Consider the following 16,838-nt stretch of genomic DNA (forward strand, 5'->3'; position numbering starts at 1 on the left):
CCGGACCAGACGAAGTGTAAAGACGGTGTTACAGCGCAAGGCGTTCCAATTTCCACAATAAATCATTGTGGATGCGGCAATGATCGACCGAACGCGTATTTTTCTTTATATACAAGGGTTTATCCGCGAATAAAGTCGTAAGAGATGCGGTGTCAACCAAATGACGTTGCGCATGCGCGACACGATTGCCGCAAGAAAACAACGGGAAACTTCTGGAAATTCGATTGTTGAGATATTTGAAACAGAAGTTTGCTGCTTTTGCGGGTAATGAATGCGGGCCGCATCGTTATACTGTCGTCTCTGCTTTCCGAAGCAGACTTTTTCGTTGACGGAAAAAGATCTCCAAACTTTGTCAGCGCGACTTCCCGGTCGCGCTTTTTTTTTGCCCGGAGCCTTGTGGGACTTGGGTTCGCGTCCGCGTCGCGAAAGCTTTTGAGCGGCGGCTGCGCGCAGTAAGGAAGACGCGACGAGCGTTTGGCATCATTGCTCGAATCGGTCGAGCGGAATCATCGCCGATTTGTTTCATTACATTTAAGTTGCGACTTAGTTTGCACGTCGGTTAATGTCGGAGAATCGGGCAAGACGAAAGGCGCTGACGATTAATATAATGCTCTGTGCAGCCCGGAGGCACTAAAGTCTTAATATCGTTCGGTATAGGAGAAGCCGCGTTGCGTCGCTGTTCTTTTTCGCCGATAAACCGTGCTTGCGCTATTTTCATTTAATGCGGACCGATTAACTAAGCGAGAAAACGGTCAGCGCCCTAAATGGACGCTGGCGGGCGGCAGCCACGGGCGAGCGCGGCGCAACGGCCCTCGCCCAAGCCTCGCAAGGTTCGCCTTCCTGCGGCTCAGCGAGCCGCGACGGCCGCAAACTCGTATCCTTGATAATCCGGAAATGCTTTTAAGGGTTATCCGCCATTGCGATGCGTTAAATTCAGCATCGGCTTAATGGAAAACTATCAAAATGGTGTGGTTTTAACTGAAGCAAAAACTAGCCAAAAAAGCCGACTCGTCCCGCCCACCGACTGTTCCGGTAAAAGTCCGCCGCTTCCGGCTGCGTTAGAATGGGCAATCCAGCATTCGCTCCATCCAAGGCGCATCCCGCCGTCTCTCGCCGTTCACGATGCATCCCGATCCGTCCGCAAGCTACGCTTATCCCTCCGAACCCATCGTCTTCGTCGATCTCGAAACGACCGGCGGCACATTCGGCGTGGACCGAATCACCGAGATCGGCGTTGTCGAAGTCGGGCCGGCGGGCGTGTCGCAGTGGACATCGCTCGTCAATCCGCAGCGGCCGATTCCTTCGTTCGTGCAACAGTTGACGGGCATCACCGATGCAATGGTGCGCGAGGCTCCGACGTTCGAGCAGCTGGCGTCCGGCTTGCTCGACCGCATGAAGGGCCGCCTTTTCATCGCGCACAACGCACACTTCGACCACAGCTTTCTGAAGGACGAATTCCGGCGCGTGGACCTTCGCTTCGCGCCCGACGTGCTGTGCACGGTACAGCTTTCCCGCGCCGTTTATCCGGCGGAAAGCCGTCACGGTCTCGATGCGCTCGTCGCGCGCCACGCGCTCGTGCCGGCGGCGCGGCATCGTGCGCTCGCCGATGCCGATTTGCTGTGGCAATTCTGGCAGCACCTGCATCGCGCGCATGCGCCGGATGTGATGCGCACGCATCTCGAACGCGTGACGCGCCGGTTCCAGCTCGCCGCGCACATCGACGAGGACACGATCGAGCAGATCGTTTCGGGCTGCGGCGTCTACATGTTTTATGGCGACGACGACGCGCCGCTCTACGCTGGCCGCAGCGTGCGCTTGCGTCAGCGTGTGCGTTCGCATCTCGTCGGCCCGCGGCGCTCGGCGAAGGATCTGCGTCTCGCCGCGCTGGTGCGTCGTCTCGAATGGAAGGCGACGGGCGGCGAAATCGGGGCATTGCTGGCCGAGGCGCAATGGATCGCGAGCGCGCGTCCAGCGCACAACCGCGCGCCGAAGTCGCGTTCCGGCGACGTTCGCGGCGCGCCTTGGCCGTATGCGGGTGCTATCGCGATCGAAGAGTGCGATGCGGCATCGGGGCAACGCGCGTGGCATGTCATCGACAACTGGCGCTATCTCGGCACGGCCGGCACGCTCGAGGAAGCCGGCGCACTGCGCGCAAGCGCGGATTCTCCCGCGTTCGAGCTGTCCACTTATCGAATTCTAAGCGAGCGTCTCGCGCGCGGTCTCGTCGCGACACCGCTTGTCGCCGCAACGCTCGCGTCCGCCATCTGACGCGCCGTCACCCCACCGCGCCCACGCCGCCGGACGCGCAGACGTGCGACAGCGCGCGCATGAGCGGCGCGTTCATCGACGAGTTGTAGCGCGACAGATGCTTCCATCGCGCGACGCTTTCCGCGAGCCGCACTGGGCAGTCTTCGGCATGGCGGATCGGCTCGACATGCGCGAGCGCCGAGACGAGCGACTGCGTCAGCCGATCGAGCTTCGGACGCGTGTCCTTGGCGAGATCGGGCGGCGCTTCTTCCGGCGCAGCTTTCAGCGCGCGCCAGTTCGCGAAGAGCGCGTTCTGCACATCCTTGCTGGCTTCGATCTGATCGCGAAAGAACTGACGCGCGAATTCGGGATCGACCTGCGCGGCGCCGGCCTTTTCCTCGACGTGCTTGAGCAACCTTTCTTCGCGCGGCGCATCGGTGATCGGCTCGTGATGCGCCCACTTCCAGCGCGCGACCGGCTCCGCGAGTGCGAGCCGTTGGGAGACGAGGGCGATGAGGTTGGTGAACGGAGTGTCGTCGCCGTCTGCATGCACGGAAGAGGGCGCGGCGAACGCAAGCGCACAGGCGAACGCGGCGGAGGCGAGGAGAGAAGGGGGCGATGGGCGGCGCATCGGTATCCGGGCAAAAGCGCCAGAATAGCGCACCGCGGTCAAACGGGAACGACGGCAGCCAACTGGCGGAGGGGATTTCACGAGGCGAGCCGTAGCGCACGACCCGCCCCGATGCGGTCATGAACGAGAGGCGCGACGCGTCCTGGCGTGAGCCATGTGCGGACCGGATGGTCCGAGTGCGCCGCGCGCGGCGGGCGTCGTTCTCACGACGACGGCGTGATCCAGCGGGTCCGCCTACTTCGACTGCGCCGAGTCGCGCTGTTCGTCGAAGAACGCGCGCACATGCTCGGGCAGCTCCGTCGCGAGAAACTCGACGCCAACCGGTTCCGGATCCGGACAAAGCACCTTGTCGGGCGTCGGGATTTTCGTCGGTTTTGCGTCCATGATTTCTCTCCTGAATGACTACAACAATTGCGCTAACACGGTCGATGCGGCTATTGCGCCGCCGCATGCAGCCGAATTGCCGATTACGGTTCCTTCCATAGATGCGTTATCGGATCGCCACCGCTTCTGCTTGAGCCGAATCGGCGCGTTTCATCAAGAACGCATGATCGTTCGTGTCGGGACCGGAATGGCTTCGGTAATTGATTGCCGGCCGCTGTATTCGTTGCTGCAAAAACTACGTTTTATCGCCTAGCGACTGCCGCCCCGCGAGCCGCATCCAGCTTGGGCTGTACCCCGAAAGGCATCAGCGCGTACTTAAACTGTAGCTTTTCCTCTATGGATATAACGATACCGGGAAACCAGCGTTGACGCTTCATGGTGCGCAGCGGAAAATGGCTCGTTGTTGTACGAAAGCGCACATATAAGACGAATAAGGCGCGCGGGTGCTGCCGAATGTGAAATCGCTGAAGCCGATTTTCGGTTCGAATCGCAAACCTGTGTGTCGCGATGGCGATCGTTGCGAAAGTGCGAAAGATTGCGGGGGTTTCGAGAAACGCGGCGCAAAAAGCAAAAACCCGCGACACATGCGTGATCGCGGGTTTTTAGAACTGCCTGAATTCTTGTGGTGCCGGAAAGAGGAATCGAACCCCCGACCTTCGCATTACGAATGCGCTGCTCTACCGTCTGAGCTATTCCGGCTCCGAATTTTTTCTTCGTTTTTTGCGTTCGTTTAGTTCGTCAGCAACGAAGAAGTGAGATTATGCAGAGCCTTTCTGGCTTTGGCAATACCTTAGATCAATTTTTCTTTTCGACGTGGTAGCGCGTCACGCGATCGACCTCGCTCTTCGAGCCGAGGAACACGGCGACGCGCTGATGCAGGCTCGTCGGAACGATATCGAGGATGCGCTGTTCGCCGTTGGTCGCGGCGCCGCCCGCCTGCTCGACGATGAACGACATCGGGTTAGCCTCGTACATCAGACGCAGCTTGCCGGGCTTCGACGGATCGCGCTTGTCGGCCGGATACATGAAGATGCCGCCGCGATTCAGAATGCGATGCACGTCCGCGACCATCGATGCGATCCAGCGCATGTTGAAGTCTTCCTTGCGCGGGCCGTCCTTGCCGTCGTTCAGCTCGCCGATGTAGCGCTGCACCGGCTCATACCAGTGACGGCTGTTCGACGCGTTGATCGCGTATTCGCGGGTCTCGACGGGGATTTTCATGTCGCGCTGCGTGAGCACCCAAGAGCCGAGCTCGCGATCGAGCGTGAAGCAGTTCACGCCGTGGCCGGTCGTCAACACGAGGACGGTTTGCGGACCGTACACCGCATAGCCCGCCGCGACCTGCTGCGAACCCGGCTGCATGAACGCCGCTTCGCTCGGATCGGCGCCGTCCGGGCAACGCAGCACCGAAAAGATCGTGCCGATCGACACGTTCACGTCGATGTTCGACGAGCCGTCGAGCGGATCGAACGTCAGCAGATAGTTGCCCTTCGGGTAGCGATTCGGAATCGGGAAGATCTTTTCCATTTCTTCCGATGCCATCGCGGCCAGATTGCCGCCCCATTCGTTGGCTTCGAGCAGGATTTCGTTCGAAAGCACGTCGAGCTTCTTCTGCACTTCGCCCTGGACGTTCTCGCTGCCTGCCGAGCCGAGCGCCTCGCCTAGGGCGCCCTTGCTGACGTGATAGCTGATCTGCTTGCAGGCACGCGCGACGACTTCGATCAACAGACGCAAGTCGGCAGGCAGGTTCTGATGTTCACGCTGCTGCTCGATCAGATACTTCGAGAGCGTGGTGCGGCTGGAAATGGAGGACATGCTTAGGCTCCGTGAGCGTTAGACGAATATTCACGATTCTAACCGCTCGACCCGGCCGCTCCATGTGACAGCGACCGCCTGCATCCGCCATAAGCGAGAACGGCCGCCGCGCGAGGTTCTCGCGCGGCGGCCGCTAAACACCAAAAACTCCCGACGAAACAGCGCTTAAGCAGCGAGCGCCTTTTCGACGACCTCGCGAACGTCGCGCGATTTCGCCTTCGCGGCGACGTCGCTCAACGCCGCGTGCATCTTCTCGCGCAACTGCGGCGTGAAGCGGCGCCACAGTTCGAGCCCGCGTGCGAGCCGCGCCGCGACCTGCGGATTGAGCGCGTCGAGCGCGATCACCTGTTCGGCCCAGAACGCGTAGCCGGAGCCGTCGGCGGCGTGGAATTGCGCGGGATTGCCGCTGCAGAAGCTGAAGATCAGCGAGCGCGCGCGATTCGGATTCTTGATGTTGAACGCCGGATGCTGCATCAGCTTGCGCACGATCTCGATTACCTTGCGATCCGGACCGCCGCGCTGCGTCGCCTGAAGCGCGAACCACTTGTCGATGACGAGCGCCTCGTTCTCGAAGCGGCGATAGAAGTCCGCGAGCGCCGCGTCCGCGACGGTCGCATCCGCGCCCTTGGTCGCGCTCGCAAGCAGCAGCGCGGAAAGCGCCGCCGAGCGGTCGGTCATGTTGTTGGCGGCGTCGTACTGCGCCTGCGCGAGCTTGACGGCGCCGCGCGGATCGTCGAGCTGGCTGAGATAGGCGAGCGCGAGGTTCTTCAGGCCGCGCTTGCCCGCGTCTTCCGGCGTCGGACGATATTCGCCCGGCGTGCGGTTCGCTTCGTACGTCACGAGCCATTTGTCGCGCATTTGCGACGCGAGACGGCGGCTCATGAACACGCGCGCAGCGTGGACGGCGGCGGGATCGGACACGGTCATCTGCTCGGCCAGATAGCTCTCCGACGGCAGCATCAGCGCGAGCTCGCGGAAGGCGGGCGTGAGCGTGGTGTCGTCGAGCACGCGGGCGAACGCGGCGATCACCTGATCGTCGATGGCGAGCGCCTCGCCCTTGGCCGCGCGCTCGGCGAGCGCCAGCAACTCGCGCGTGGCGAGCCGCTGGCCGGCTTCCCAGCGGTTGAACGGATCGCTGTCGTGCGCGAGCAGGAACGCGAGTTCATCGTTCGTATAGTCGTATTCGACGATCACCGGCGCGGAGAAATTGCGCAGCAGCGACGGCAGCGGCGCCTCGTTCACGTCGACGAAAGTGAACGACTGCTCGCGCTCCGTGAATTCGAGCACGCGCGTCGTGCCGTTCGGTTCCTTCTCGCCTTCGAGGCGCAGCGGCAAGTCCGCGCCGTTCTGGCCGATCAGGCCGACCGAGAACGGAATCAGCAGCGGCCCCTTCTGCGTTTCGCGCGCAGCTTCCGACCCGTCGCCGTAACCCTGCGTGAGCGTCAGCGTGTAGCGCTTCGTCGCGGCGTCGTAATTTGCACGCACCGACACGCGCGGCGTGCCCGCCTGGCTGTACCAGCGCTCGAATTGCGCGAGATCGCGATGATTCGCGTCGGCGAGCGCCTGGCGGAAGTCGTCGCAGGTCACGGCCTGGCCGTCGAACCGCTTGAAATACAGGTCCATGCCGCGGCGGAAGCCGTCGCGACCGAAAAGCGTCTGATACATCCGCACGACTTCCGAGCCTTTTTCGTAGACGGTCATCGTGTAGAAGTTGTTGATCTCGACGTAGCTTTCCGGGCGCACCGGATGCGCCATCGGGCCGGCGTCCTCGGCGAACTGCATTTGACGCAGCACGCGCACGTCCTCGATGCGCTTGGTCGCGCGCGCGGCGGCGCTCGCCGCGCCCTCGACGTCGCCGGCGGCCATATCGGCGGAAAATTCCTGATCGCGAAACACGGTCAGGCCTTCCTTCAGGCTCAACTGGAACCAGTCGCGGCAGGTTACGCGATTGCCGGTCCAGTTATGGAAGTACTCGTGGCCGACCACGGCCTCGATGTTGGAGAAGTCGGTGTCCGTCGCGGTTTCCGGGTTTGCGAGCACATACTTCGTATTGAAGATGTTGAGGCCCTTGTTCTCCATCGCGCCCATGTTGAAGTCGCTCACCGCGACGATCATGAAGCGGTCCAGATCGAGTTCGAGGCCGAAGCGCTTCTCGTCCCAGCGGATCGAGTTGATGAGCGAATCCATCGCGTGACGGGTCTTGTCGAGATCGTGCGGCTCGACCCAGACTTGCAGCAGCTTTTCCTTGCCCGAGCCCGATTCGATGCGTTCCTCGATGCACACGAGCTTGCCCGCGACGAGCGCGAACAGATAACTCGGCTTCTTGAACGGATCTTCCCATTTGGCGAAGTGGCGGCCATCGGGCAGATCGCCTTCCTCGATCAGATTGCCGTTCGACAGCAGCACCGGACACGCGGTCTTATCGGCGCGCAGCGTGACGGTGTAGGTAGCCATCACATCCGGGCGATCGAGGAAGTAGGTGATGCGCCGAAAGCCCTCGGCTTCGCACTGCGTGAAGAAGTTGCCACTGGAGACGTAAAGTCCGGAGAGCGTCGTGTTCTCGGCCGGATTGCAGATGCTCTCGATGCTAAGCTCGAAAGCATCCGCGGGAATACTGCCGATGGACAGTCCGTTTTCATTGACGCGGACATCCGCGTGCGCGACGCCGTCGATCGCCGCGCTCACGAATTCGAGCTGCTCGCCCATCAGTTCGAGGCGCGATGCGTCGCCTTGGGCGTCGGGGTTGCGCCGCAGCTTCATCGTGTTCTTCACGACCGTGCGCGATGGCACGAGGTCGAATTCGAGCGCGACGGAATCGATCAGGAACGCGGGCGGCGTGTAGTCCTGGCGGCGAATCACAGCGGATGCGGTCGTGGTAGACATGGCAAGATCTTCATGTTTGGATTGAACGGCGCCGGCGTCTCGCGCGTGCGCTTTTAGCGCACCAACGCGTGCGCGCCTGGTCGAATCATTGTACAAGCCGCCCGGCGATCGTGAATCGGGCGGCGCCACGCGTCGTGGACCCCACAAAACAAGGACGCCGCCATGCGACGCAAGGCGGTGCTGTCTATAACGGAGAAGGGTGCTGAACGAAGTGAGGACGACCATGAAATTCCCGATCAGGACGCTCGTCACATGGCCGCTGATGCTGGCGGCGATGTGGCTCGCCGGCTGCACGACGTACGTGCAGACGCAGGTCACTGCATTCTCCGACTGGAGCGGCAGCGACGCGACCCGCACCTACGCGTTCACGCGCAAGAGCGAGCAGCAGAACAGCATCGAGCAGACGACCTACGAGACGCTCGTCGCCAACGAACTCGCGAAGTACAACTTCCGTCAGGCGCCCGAGGCGAGCGCGAACTATCAGATCGCGATCGCCTATTCGGTTCGCGGCGACATGGTGACCGTGCGTCAACCGGTCTACTACGATCCGTGGCCGATGTACGGTCCGTGGGGCGCCGGCCCATACTGGGGCGGACCGTGGGGCGGGTGGGGGCCGTACGGTTCGTGGGGCGCGACGGGTTACGTCGATCAGAGCTATCCGGTCTATACCCACGCGCTGCAGATCCGCATGAACGACCGCAAGACCGGCCGCGAGACGTACAAGGTGACGGCGGTGAACGCGACGGGCGATCCGTCGCTGTATCAGGCGATGCCGTATCTCGTGCGCAGCGCACTGGCGGACTTTCCGCTCGGTAACGGCACCGTCAGAACGGTGACGCTGCCGGTGGACAAGAGCGGCGGCATGTCGAACGAAACGGCCGCGTCGGCCGGACCGAACGAGCGCAGCGTCGCACCCGCGCCCGCAGCGAAAACCGTCGATTGATCGGGCCGTCGCAGCGACGCGAAAACGGCATCGGAATTTTTTGCCGTCATGCGCAGTGAGCATTGCCTTTTACGGCTTCGGGAAATGTTTCAAACACGCCCGCCGCCCTTGACTAAACAGGGAAATATCGCGGCGGCGCCGGGCCGCAATATATGCAGCTTCGGTCAATTAGCGATATATTCCCGGGATGACAAAATCGTGTCCGCCCAATCCTGAAGCCGTTCCCGAGCCCACCACATGGGATGCGCGGCTCGCACGCCGTCTCGTCACGCCGCTCGTCGGCACGCCGGTAACGCCCAACCATCTGACCACGCTGCGCCTCGCCATCGGCTTGGCTGGAGCGTGGTATCTGTCGCTCGGCCAGTTCTGGATGTGCACGCTCGGCGCGCTTCTCATCGCGCTGTCGAATTTCGTCGATCACACCGACGGCGAACTCGCGCGCATCAGCGGCCAGTCGAGCAAGATCGGCCATTTCTACGATCTCGCGTGCGATGCGCTCGTGACCGTGCTGCTGTTCCTCGGCATCGGGTTTTACGTGGCCGTTCATCATCCGTCGATGATCGTGCCCGCCCAATGGCTCGGCGGCATGGCGGGCGTGGCGGTTGCGCTGATCTTTTTCCTGCGCATGCGTATCGAATCGATGATCGGCAAGTCGGGCACGAAACAGGCGTCGTTGGCCGGATTCGAAACGGAAGACGTGCTGTATCTGCTTCCGCTCGTGACCATTCTGAACGGCATGACGCCGTTTCTGATCGCCGCGGCGATCGGCGCGCCGCTCTTCGCCATTTATGTGGCGGTGGACTATCAGCGCGTCGTCGCGCAGACGAAACGCCGCGCGCAGGCCACGCATGCAAAAGACGACAAAGATTTCCAGGCGGTGAGATGAGCGATACGGCAACTCCGGAGAGCACGCTGACACAACCGGCGCAGACGGCGACGACCGCGCGCCCGTCGAAGCGCGATATCGATTCGACGATGAACGCGCGCCTCGCCGCGCTGCAGACGCCGAAGCTGCGCGACGAGTACGGCCAGCAAGGCTCGTTTCTCTATATCGAAGACTTCCTGCCGCGCGACTACACCGAGCGGCTGATCGCCGCCGTGCACGACGTGATGCCGTCCGTGAACCGCAACTATCTGCCGGGGCACAAGGCGGGCGGCAGCGTGAGCCGTCACACGCTCGACAAGCTCGCGCCGTTCATCGCCGACCTGTATCGATCGGAAGCGCTCATCAAGTGGCTGGAATCGATCACCGGCGACAAGCTGCAACTCTCGCCGGAGGACGATCCTCACGCCTACGCGCTTTACTTTTACACGAAGCCCGGCGACCACATCGGCTGGCATTACGACACGTCGTATTACGATGGCCGCCGCTACACGCTCCTGCTCGGCGTGATCGACGATTCGTCCTGCAAGCTCGATTACGAACTGCACACGAAGAATCCGGCGGTTCCCGATCAGCCGGGCTCCGTGCAATATCCGCCCGGCGCGTTCGTGTTTTTCGACGGCGACAAGCTGCGCCATCGCGTCACGCCGCTCGGCGAAAACGAGATGCGCGTGTCGCTCACGTTCGAGTACGTGACGAACCCGAATATGCGTCCGTTTCAGCGCTTCATCTCGAACATGAAAGACTCGATCGCGTATTTCGGATTCAGGCAGGTCTTTCGCCGCAAGGGCGGCAAGAACGGACAGGCATGAGCCGCGCGGGCACATTCCTGCTGTCGGTCGGCGTGGTGCTGTTCATCGCGCTGCTCGGCTGGCAAGGCTTCGGTTCGGTTGCATCGACGCTGGCCGCGGCGGGCTGGGGATTGATCGCGGTCGCGGCGTTTCACTTCGTGCCGCTCGTCGTCGATGCCGGCGCGATCAGCGTGCTCTTCTCCAGCAAGGAACGCGACGTGTCCCTGCGCGACGCCTTGCTCGCGCGCTGGGCCGGCGAATCGGTCAATAGCCTGATGCCCGCGGGCCAGATCGGCGGGCCGATGCTGATGGTCCGCTATCTCGCGCAGCGCGGCATGCGCGCGCGCGACGCGGCCGCGGTCATCACCGTCAGCACGACGATGCAGACCGTCGCGCAACTGATCTTCGCGCTGATCGGCGTCGTGCTGCTGACAGGCTATGCGGCGGGCGGCTCGTCATCGACGGTCACGATCGCCGTGCTCGCGGTGATCGGCGTGATCGGTCTGATGATCTTCGGTTTCTATCTCGCGCAGCGGCGCGGTCTCTTCGGCCGCGCGATGCGCTTTGCGTCCGGCATCGCCGCGAAGTTCTCGGCGAAGCGCGACTGGTCGTCGCTCGTCACGCGCGCCGAAGCCGTCGACGCCGCCGTCCACGAGATGTATCGCGAGCGCGGCAAGGTCGCGGCGAGCTTCGGGCTGAGTCTCGTCGGCTGGATCGTCGGCACGGGCGAAGTGTGGCTTGCGCTGCATCTGCTCGGCCATCCGGTCGGCTGGGCGGAAGCGTTGCTGCTCGAAAGTCTCGGCCAGGCGATTCGCGGTGCGGCCTTCGCCATTCCCGGCTCGCTCGGCGTGCAGGAAGGCGGCTATCTGCTGCTTGCGCGTCTGGTCGGCTTGCCGCCGGAAGCGGCGCTCGCGCTGTCGCTTGCGAAGCGCGCGCGCGAACTGCTGCTCGGCGTGCCGGGCATCGTCTATCTGCATTTCGTTGAAAAAGGCTGGCAGCGCCGCCGTCTCGCGCGCGTGCCGGATATCGACTGACCCACCCACGAAGGGAACACAAGCATGCGCGCAATTATTCTTGCGGCCGGGATGGGCTTGCGCCTCGTTCAGCCCGAAGGCCAGCAAAAGCCGAAGTGTCTGCTGCGCTTTGGTGATGCATCGTTGCTCGAACGCCATCTGCACTTTCTGAAAGCCGCGAACGTCGATGAAGTCGTCTTCGTGACCGGCTTCAAGAGCGAGCAGATCGAGGCGGAGCTTGCGGCGATCGACTGGAAGCCGAAGACGGAAATCGTCGTCAACGACGAATTCACGCTCGGCAGCGTGCTGTCCGTGCACACCGCGCGCGACGCGATGACGCGCGGCGGCGACGTCCTCCTGATGGACGCCGACGTGCTCTACGACGAACGCATCTTCGAGCCGCTCGTCGCGGGCGGCTCGTTGAATCGTCTGCTGATCGATCGCGATTTCGAAGCCGGCGACGAGCCGGTGAAGCTGTGCGTCGAGAACGGCGTGCCGGTCGAACTGCGCAAGCAGGTCGCGGCGGGGCTGAAGTACGACACGATCGGCGAATCCGTCGGCTTCTTCCGCTTCGATCACGCGACGGCCACGCGCCTCGCCGAAATCTGCGCCGATTATGTCGCGACGGGCCGCGCGAAGATGCCGCACGAAGAAGCGGTGCGCGACCTGTTGCTGGAAAAGTCCCACGCGTTCGATATCGCCGATGTGACCGGCGCGCCGTGGATCGAAATCGATTTTCAGAACGACGTGAAGCGCGCCGCGGACGAAGTATTGCCGTCGCTCAACGCGCTGCGTCAGTTTGCAGGAGCCTCGCAACAATGAACGCACCCACGCAAATCCCGGTTGGCTACTCGCGCACGCTGCGCCTGCGCGAAATGCTGCAAAGCAACCGCCTCGAATTCCTGATGGAAGCGCACAACGGCATTTCGGCGCGCATCGCGAAGGAAGCCGGCTTCAAGGCGATCTGGGGCTCGGGCCTGTCGATCTCCGCGCAATTCGGCGTGCGCGACAACAACGAAGCGAGCTGGACGCAGGTCGTCGACAACCTCGAATTCATGGCCGACGCAAGCGATCTGCCGATCCTGCTCGACGGCGATACCGGCTACGGCAACTTCAACAACGTGCGGCGTCTCGTGCGCAAGCTCGAGCAACGCGGCATCGCGGGCGTGTGCATCGAGGACAAGCAGTTTCCGAAGACCAACAGCTTCATCAACGGCGAAGCGCAGCCGCTCGCGGATATCGACGAGTTCTGCGGCAAGATCAAGGCGGGCAAGGATTCGCAAAGCGATCCGAATTTTTCGATCGTCGCGCGCGTGGAAGCGCTGATCGCCGGCTGGGGCATGGAAGAGGCGCTGAAGCGCGCCGAAGCGTATCGCCAGGCGGGCGCGGATGCGATTCTCATCCACAGCAAGCTCTCGAAGCCCGACGAAATCCTCACGTTCGCGCGCGAATGGGCGGGGCGCGGTCCGCTCGTCATCGTGCCGACGAAGTACTACAGCACGCCCACCGATGCGTTCCGTCAGGCGGGCATCAGCTGCGTGATCTGGGCGAATCATCTGATTCGCGGCTCGGTTTCGGCGATGCAGGCGATCGCGAAGGAAATCCACGACAGCGAGACGCTCGTCAACGTCGAGGACCGCATCGCGTCGGTGAACGAGATTTTCCGTCTGCAGGACGCGGACGAATATTCCGCCGCCGAGAACATCTACCTGAGCGCGGCCAACGAGAAGCGCAGCGCGATCGTGCTCGCCGCGAGCCGCGGCGCGGGCCTCGAAGCGCTGACCGAAGCGCGTCCGAAGGTGATGCTGCCGGTCGCCGGCAAGCCGCTGCTGCGCCATCTCGTCGAGGCGTTCAAGAAGGAAAGCATCAACGACATCACCGTGGTCGGCGGATATCGCGCCGATGCGATCGAGAAGGGCGGCATCCGCCTCGTCGTCAACGAGAAGCACGAAAGCACGGGCGAACTTGCGTCGCTCGCGTGCGCCGTCCAGCACATGAACGGCGACACTGTGATTTCCTACGGCGACCTGCTGTTCCGCAGCTACATCCTGCGCGATCTGGTCGAGTCGGACAGCGACTTCTGCGTGGTCGTCGATTCGTCGCAGACGCTACAGGCGGGCGCGGCGGCAACCGATTTCGCGTACTGCTCGACCGCTGACGACCGCGCGCTCTTCGGCCAGAAAGTGTGGCTCGAAAGCGTGGTCGGCGCGGGCCAGACGATCGCCGATGGACGCGCGCCGCAAGGCCGCTGGATGGGCCTCGTCAAGGTGCGCGCCGCTGCGCGCGAACGCCTGCTCGCAACGCTCGGCACGCTGCAGCAACGCGCCGATTTCGACACGCTCGACACGGCCGCGCTTCTCAACGCGCTGATCGCCGATGGCCAGAAAATCGAAGTGCAATACGTGCACGGCCACTGGCGCGGCGTGAACGATCTCGACGATTTCCGTCGCGCGGGCGATTTCGCGCACGGTCAGACGCCGATCGGCTCGGAAAGCACGGAGAACGCGCGTGATTGAGGCCGCCCAGTTTGTCGAGGCGGCGCGCGAGCGAGGCTTCGACTGGTATGCAGGCGTGCCGTGCTCGTTTCTGACTCCGTTCATCAACTACGTGTTGCAGGACGAATCACTGCATTACGTGTCGGCGGCGAACGAAGGCGACGCGGTCGCGCTGATCGCCGGCGTCGCGTTGGGCGGCGGGAAGAAGCGTCGCGGCATCGCGATGATGCAGAACTCCGGTCTCGGCAATGCCGTAAGCCCGCTGACGTCGCTCACGTGGACCTTCCGTCTGCCGCAATTGCTGATCGTCACGTGGCGCGGCCAGCCGGGCGTCCACGACGAGCCGCAGCACGCGCTGATGGGCCCCATCACGCCGCAGATGCTCGAGACGATGGAAATCCCGTGGGAGCTGTTCCCCACGGAAGCCGGCGAGATCGGCCCGGCGCTCGATCGCGCGACCGACTACATGGACCGCACGGGCCGGCCGTACGCGCTCGTGATGCAAAAGGGCAGCGTCGCGCCTTACGAGCTGAAGAAAACCGGCTTGTCCGGCGTGCGCGTCAATGCGAATCCGGCGAGCGTGCAGCGCTTCGAAGGCGAGCGCGTGACGCGCCACGACGCGCTGCAAAAGGTCATCGCGAAGACGCCGAAGGATGCGACGGTCGTGCTCGCATCGACCGGTTTTTGCGGACGTGAGCTGTACGCGATCGACGACCGCGAGAATCAGCTCTATCTCGTCGGCTCGATGGGCTGCGTCACGCCGATGGCGCTCGGCCTCGCGCTCTCGCGTCCGGATCTGACCGTCGTCGCGCTCGATGGCGACGGCGCCGCGCTCATGCGGATGGGCGCGTTCGCGACGCTCGGCGCATACGGCCCGTCGAATCTCGTTCACCTGCTGCTCGACAACGGCGCGCACGAATCGACCGGCGGCCAGGCGACGGTGTCGCGCGAAGTCGATTTCGCGTCGATCGCATCGGCGTGCGGCTATGCGCTCGCGCTCGACGGCGACGACATCGGCGTGATCGATCGTCTCTTCGAAGCGAAAGATGTCGGCGGCGTGCGTTTCGCGCGGCTGTCGATCAGAACCGGCACGTCCGCCGACTTGCCTCGTCCGAAAATCACGCCCGAGGATGTACGCGCGCGCCTGCAACAACACATAGGAGGCCGTTGATGCTGCTGCTCAATCCGGGCCCTGTCACGCTGAGCGAACGCGTGCGCAAGAGCCTGCTGCAAACCGACTTGTGCCATCGCGAGCCGGAGTTCTTCGATCTGCAGGACGAAGCGCGCGAGCGTCTCGTCGCCGCTTACGCGCTCGATCCGGCCGTGTGGAGCGCCGTGCTGATGACCGGTTCGGGCACCGCAGCGGTCGAAAGCATGATCGCCGGGCTCGTGCCGGAGGGCGGGCGGCTGCTCATCGTGGAAAACGGCGTGTATGGCGATCGCATCGCGCAGATCGCGAAGCAGTACGGGATCGATCACGAGGTCGTCAAATACGAGTGGATGCAGGCGCCGGACATCGACGCGATCGTCGGCCTGCTCGACACGAAGAAGTTCAGCAATGTCGCGATCATTCATCACGAAACGACGACCGGCCGCCTGAACGCGATCGATCAGCTTTCGCGCGCGTGCAAGGAACGCGGCGTCGGTCTGTTGCTCGACGCGGTGAGCAGCTTCGGCGCCGAAGCGATCGATTTCGCGGGCGGCGGCATCGCCGCGATTGCCGCGACCGCGAACAAGTGCCTGCACGGCGTGCCGGGCGCGGCGTTCGTCATCGCGCGTCGCGATGCGCTGGCGCAGGCCGCGAGCCGCAACTATTACCTCGGCATCGCGCGTCTCGCGAAGCTGCAGGACGAGCGCAACACGCCGTTCACGCCGTCGGTGCATGCGTATTACGCGCTCGTCGAGGCGCTGCGCGAGTTCGAGGAAGAAGGCGGCTGGCGCGCGCGGCATCAGCGTTATGCGAAGCTCGCCGAACAGGTGCGCGCGGGGCTGGCTGCGCTCGGCATCGAGAGCGCGTTGCCGCCGGAAGAGTCGTCGGTGGTGTTGCGTGCGTATCGGCTGCCGAAGGGCGTCACGTATGAAACGCTGCACGACGCGCTCAAGGCGAAGGGCTTCGTGATTTATGCGGGGCAGGGCGGCCTGTCGAAGGAACTGTTCCGCATCTCGACGATGGGCGCGCTCGACGCGAACGACATGGATCGCCTGATTTCGTCGTTCGTGACGCTGCTGCGCTGATTACAGCTTGCAGAAAATCGCCGTGATGAAGGGCGCGACGTGGCGCACGACCGCGTCGCTGCCCGCCGCGCGCACTTTCTGCTCGACTTCGGCGTCGCCGCCCCAGACGACCGCGCCGTATGCCGCATCCCCGATCGGCTCGCCCTTGCCCTGCCTGAAGAGCGGATCGTCCTTCTGATACGCCACCAGCGCGTAGACCTTGAATCCATATGCCGTCAGCGTCGCGCCTTTCGCCGCGCGGAACGCGTTGATCGAGTTCGGCTCGACGCGCATCGGCTTCTTTTCCAGCAAATTGTTTTCTTGCAGCGGCGCGATGAAAGCGTGCGGCGTCGACTTGCAATCGAGTTGCGCATCGAGCGCTTCCGCGTGGGCGAGCGCGGCCAGCGACGCGAGCGTCATCGGCAGAACAAAGCGAACGAGTCGGGCAGCGATCATGGCGAAGCAGCGAACGTAACAGCCAGCACTTTAACGAGATTGCAACAAAAGTGCTCATTCCGTCGAGTGGATCGTCGCGGTTT

Annotated in this window: 15 protein-coding genes and 1 tRNA gene; 10 read left to right on the forward strand and 6 right to left on the reverse strand. The window is 63.1% G+C overall.

Translation table 11 applies throughout. The features are described from left to right. The first annotated feature begins 1,122 nt into the window (after window positions 1-1,122). A complete protein-coding gene (locus QCE49_RS03385) occupies window positions 1,123-2,268 on the forward strand; it encodes an exonuclease domain-containing protein (RefSeq protein ID WP_008350920.1) in 1,146 nt (381 codons plus the stop codon). A 7-nt stretch (window positions 2,269-2,275) separates the two neighbouring features. Here QCE49_RS03385 and QCE49_RS03390 read toward each other — a convergent pair whose 3' ends face one another. Together QCE49_RS03390 and QCE49_RS03395 are read right to left on the reverse strand one after the other, a co-directional pair. Next, window positions 2,276-2,878, reverse strand: coding sequence for a chorismate mutase (locus QCE49_RS03390; RefSeq protein WP_250456534.1), 603 nt, complete (start codon window positions 2,876-2,878; stop codon window positions 2,276-2,278). Between the two features lie 234 nt (window positions 2,879-3,112). Further along, window positions 3,113-3,262, reverse strand: a complete 150-nt coding sequence (locus QCE49_RS03395; protein WP_008350916.1) for a hypothetical protein — start codon at window positions 3,260-3,262, stop codon at window positions 3,113-3,115. Here QCE49_RS03395 and QCE49_RS03400 point away from each other — a divergent pair. Next, window positions 3,261-3,515 carry a hypothetical protein gene (locus QCE49_RS03400; RefSeq protein ID WP_144403752.1) on the forward strand — a complete coding sequence of 85 codons (255 nt, stop codon included), beginning with the start codon at window positions 3,261-3,263 and terminating at the stop codon, window positions 3,513-3,515. The genes QCE49_RS03395 and QCE49_RS03400 overlap by 2 nt on opposite strands. 370 nt (window positions 3,516-3,885) lie before the next feature. Here QCE49_RS03400 and QCE49_RS03405 read toward each other — a convergent pair. The 3 genes from QCE49_RS03405 to pepN form a co-directional block, all read right to left on the reverse strand. After that, window positions 3,886-3,961, reverse strand: a tRNA-Thr gene (locus QCE49_RS03405). A 96-nt stretch (window positions 3,962-4,057) separates the two neighbouring features. Continuing rightward, window positions 4,058-5,077 carry a class 1 fructose-bisphosphatase gene (locus QCE49_RS03410; RefSeq protein WP_008350914.1) on the reverse strand — a complete coding sequence of 340 codons (1,020 nt, stop codon included), beginning with the start codon at window positions 5,075-5,077 and terminating at the stop codon, window positions 4,058-4,060. Between the two features lie 165 nt (window positions 5,078-5,242). Continuing rightward, a complete protein-coding gene (gene pepN, locus QCE49_RS03415; protein WP_250456533.1) occupies window positions 5,243-7,960 on the reverse strand; it encodes an aminopeptidase N in 2,718 nt (905 codons plus the stop codon). A 223-nt stretch (window positions 7,961-8,183) separates the two neighbouring features. Between pepN and QCE49_RS03420 the strand changes: the two genes are divergently transcribed. The 8 genes from QCE49_RS03420 to QCE49_RS03455 all read left to right on the forward strand — a co-directional run bounded on the left by QCE49_RS03420 (window position 8,184) and on the right by QCE49_RS03455 (window position 16,320). Further along, window positions 8,184-8,903, forward strand: coding sequence for a DUF4136 domain-containing protein (locus tag QCE49_RS03420; protein ID WP_051079049.1), 720 nt, complete (start codon window positions 8,184-8,186; stop codon window positions 8,901-8,903). Between the two features lie 187 nt (window positions 8,904-9,090). Then, window positions 9,091-9,789, forward strand: a complete 699-nt coding sequence (locus QCE49_RS03425) for a CDP-alcohol phosphatidyltransferase family protein (protein WP_008350908.1) — start codon at window positions 9,091-9,093, stop codon at window positions 9,787-9,789. Next, on the forward strand, window positions 9,786-10,598 hold the full coding sequence (locus QCE49_RS03430) for a 2OG-Fe(II) oxygenase (RefSeq protein WP_008350907.1): 813 nt from the start codon (window positions 9,786-9,788) through the stop codon (window positions 10,596-10,598). Before QCE49_RS03425 ends, QCE49_RS03430 begins: the two co-directional genes overlap by 4 nt. Next, window positions 10,595-11,611, forward strand: coding sequence for a flippase-like domain-containing protein (locus tag QCE49_RS03435; protein WP_008350904.1), 1,017 nt, complete (start codon window positions 10,595-10,597; stop codon window positions 11,609-11,611). The genes QCE49_RS03430 and QCE49_RS03435 overlap by 4 nt, the downstream gene beginning before the upstream one ends. Before the next feature lie 24 nt (window positions 11,612-11,635). Continuing rightward, a complete protein-coding gene (locus QCE49_RS03440; RefSeq protein ID WP_008350902.1) occupies window positions 11,636-12,412 on the forward strand; it encodes an NTP transferase domain-containing protein in 777 nt (258 codons plus the stop codon). Next, window positions 12,409-14,106 carry a phosphoenolpyruvate mutase gene (gene aepX, locus QCE49_RS03445; RefSeq protein WP_250456532.1) on the forward strand — a complete coding sequence of 566 codons (1,698 nt, stop codon included), beginning with the start codon at window positions 12,409-12,411 and terminating at the stop codon, window positions 14,104-14,106. The genes QCE49_RS03440 and aepX overlap by 4 nt, the downstream gene beginning before the upstream one ends. Then, window positions 14,099-15,256 (forward strand): phosphonopyruvate decarboxylase, encoded by a 1,158-nt coding sequence (gene aepY / locus QCE49_RS03450; RefSeq protein WP_250456531.1) that lies wholly within the window; start codon window positions 14,099-14,101, stop codon window positions 15,254-15,256. Before aepX ends, aepY begins: the two co-directional genes overlap by 8 nt. After that, entirely contained in the window at window positions 15,256-16,320 is a 1,065-nt protein-coding gene (locus tag QCE49_RS03455; RefSeq protein ID WP_250439294.1) for a 2-aminoethylphosphonate aminotransferase, read from the forward strand. The genes aepY and QCE49_RS03455 overlap by 1 nt, the downstream gene beginning before the upstream one ends. On the opposite strand, the gene QCE49_RS03460 is transcribed toward QCE49_RS03455, so the two are convergent. Continuing rightward, window positions 16,321-16,755, reverse strand: coding sequence for a hypothetical protein (locus tag QCE49_RS03460; RefSeq protein WP_008350894.1), 435 nt, complete (start codon window positions 16,753-16,755; stop codon window positions 16,321-16,323). Window positions 16,756-16,838 lie beyond the last annotated feature (83 nt).

Source organism: Caballeronia sp. LZ008, from assembly GCF_031451435.1.
Classification (GTDB): domain Bacteria; phylum Pseudomonadota; class Gammaproteobacteria; order Burkholderiales; family Burkholderiaceae; genus Caballeronia; species Caballeronia zhejiangensis.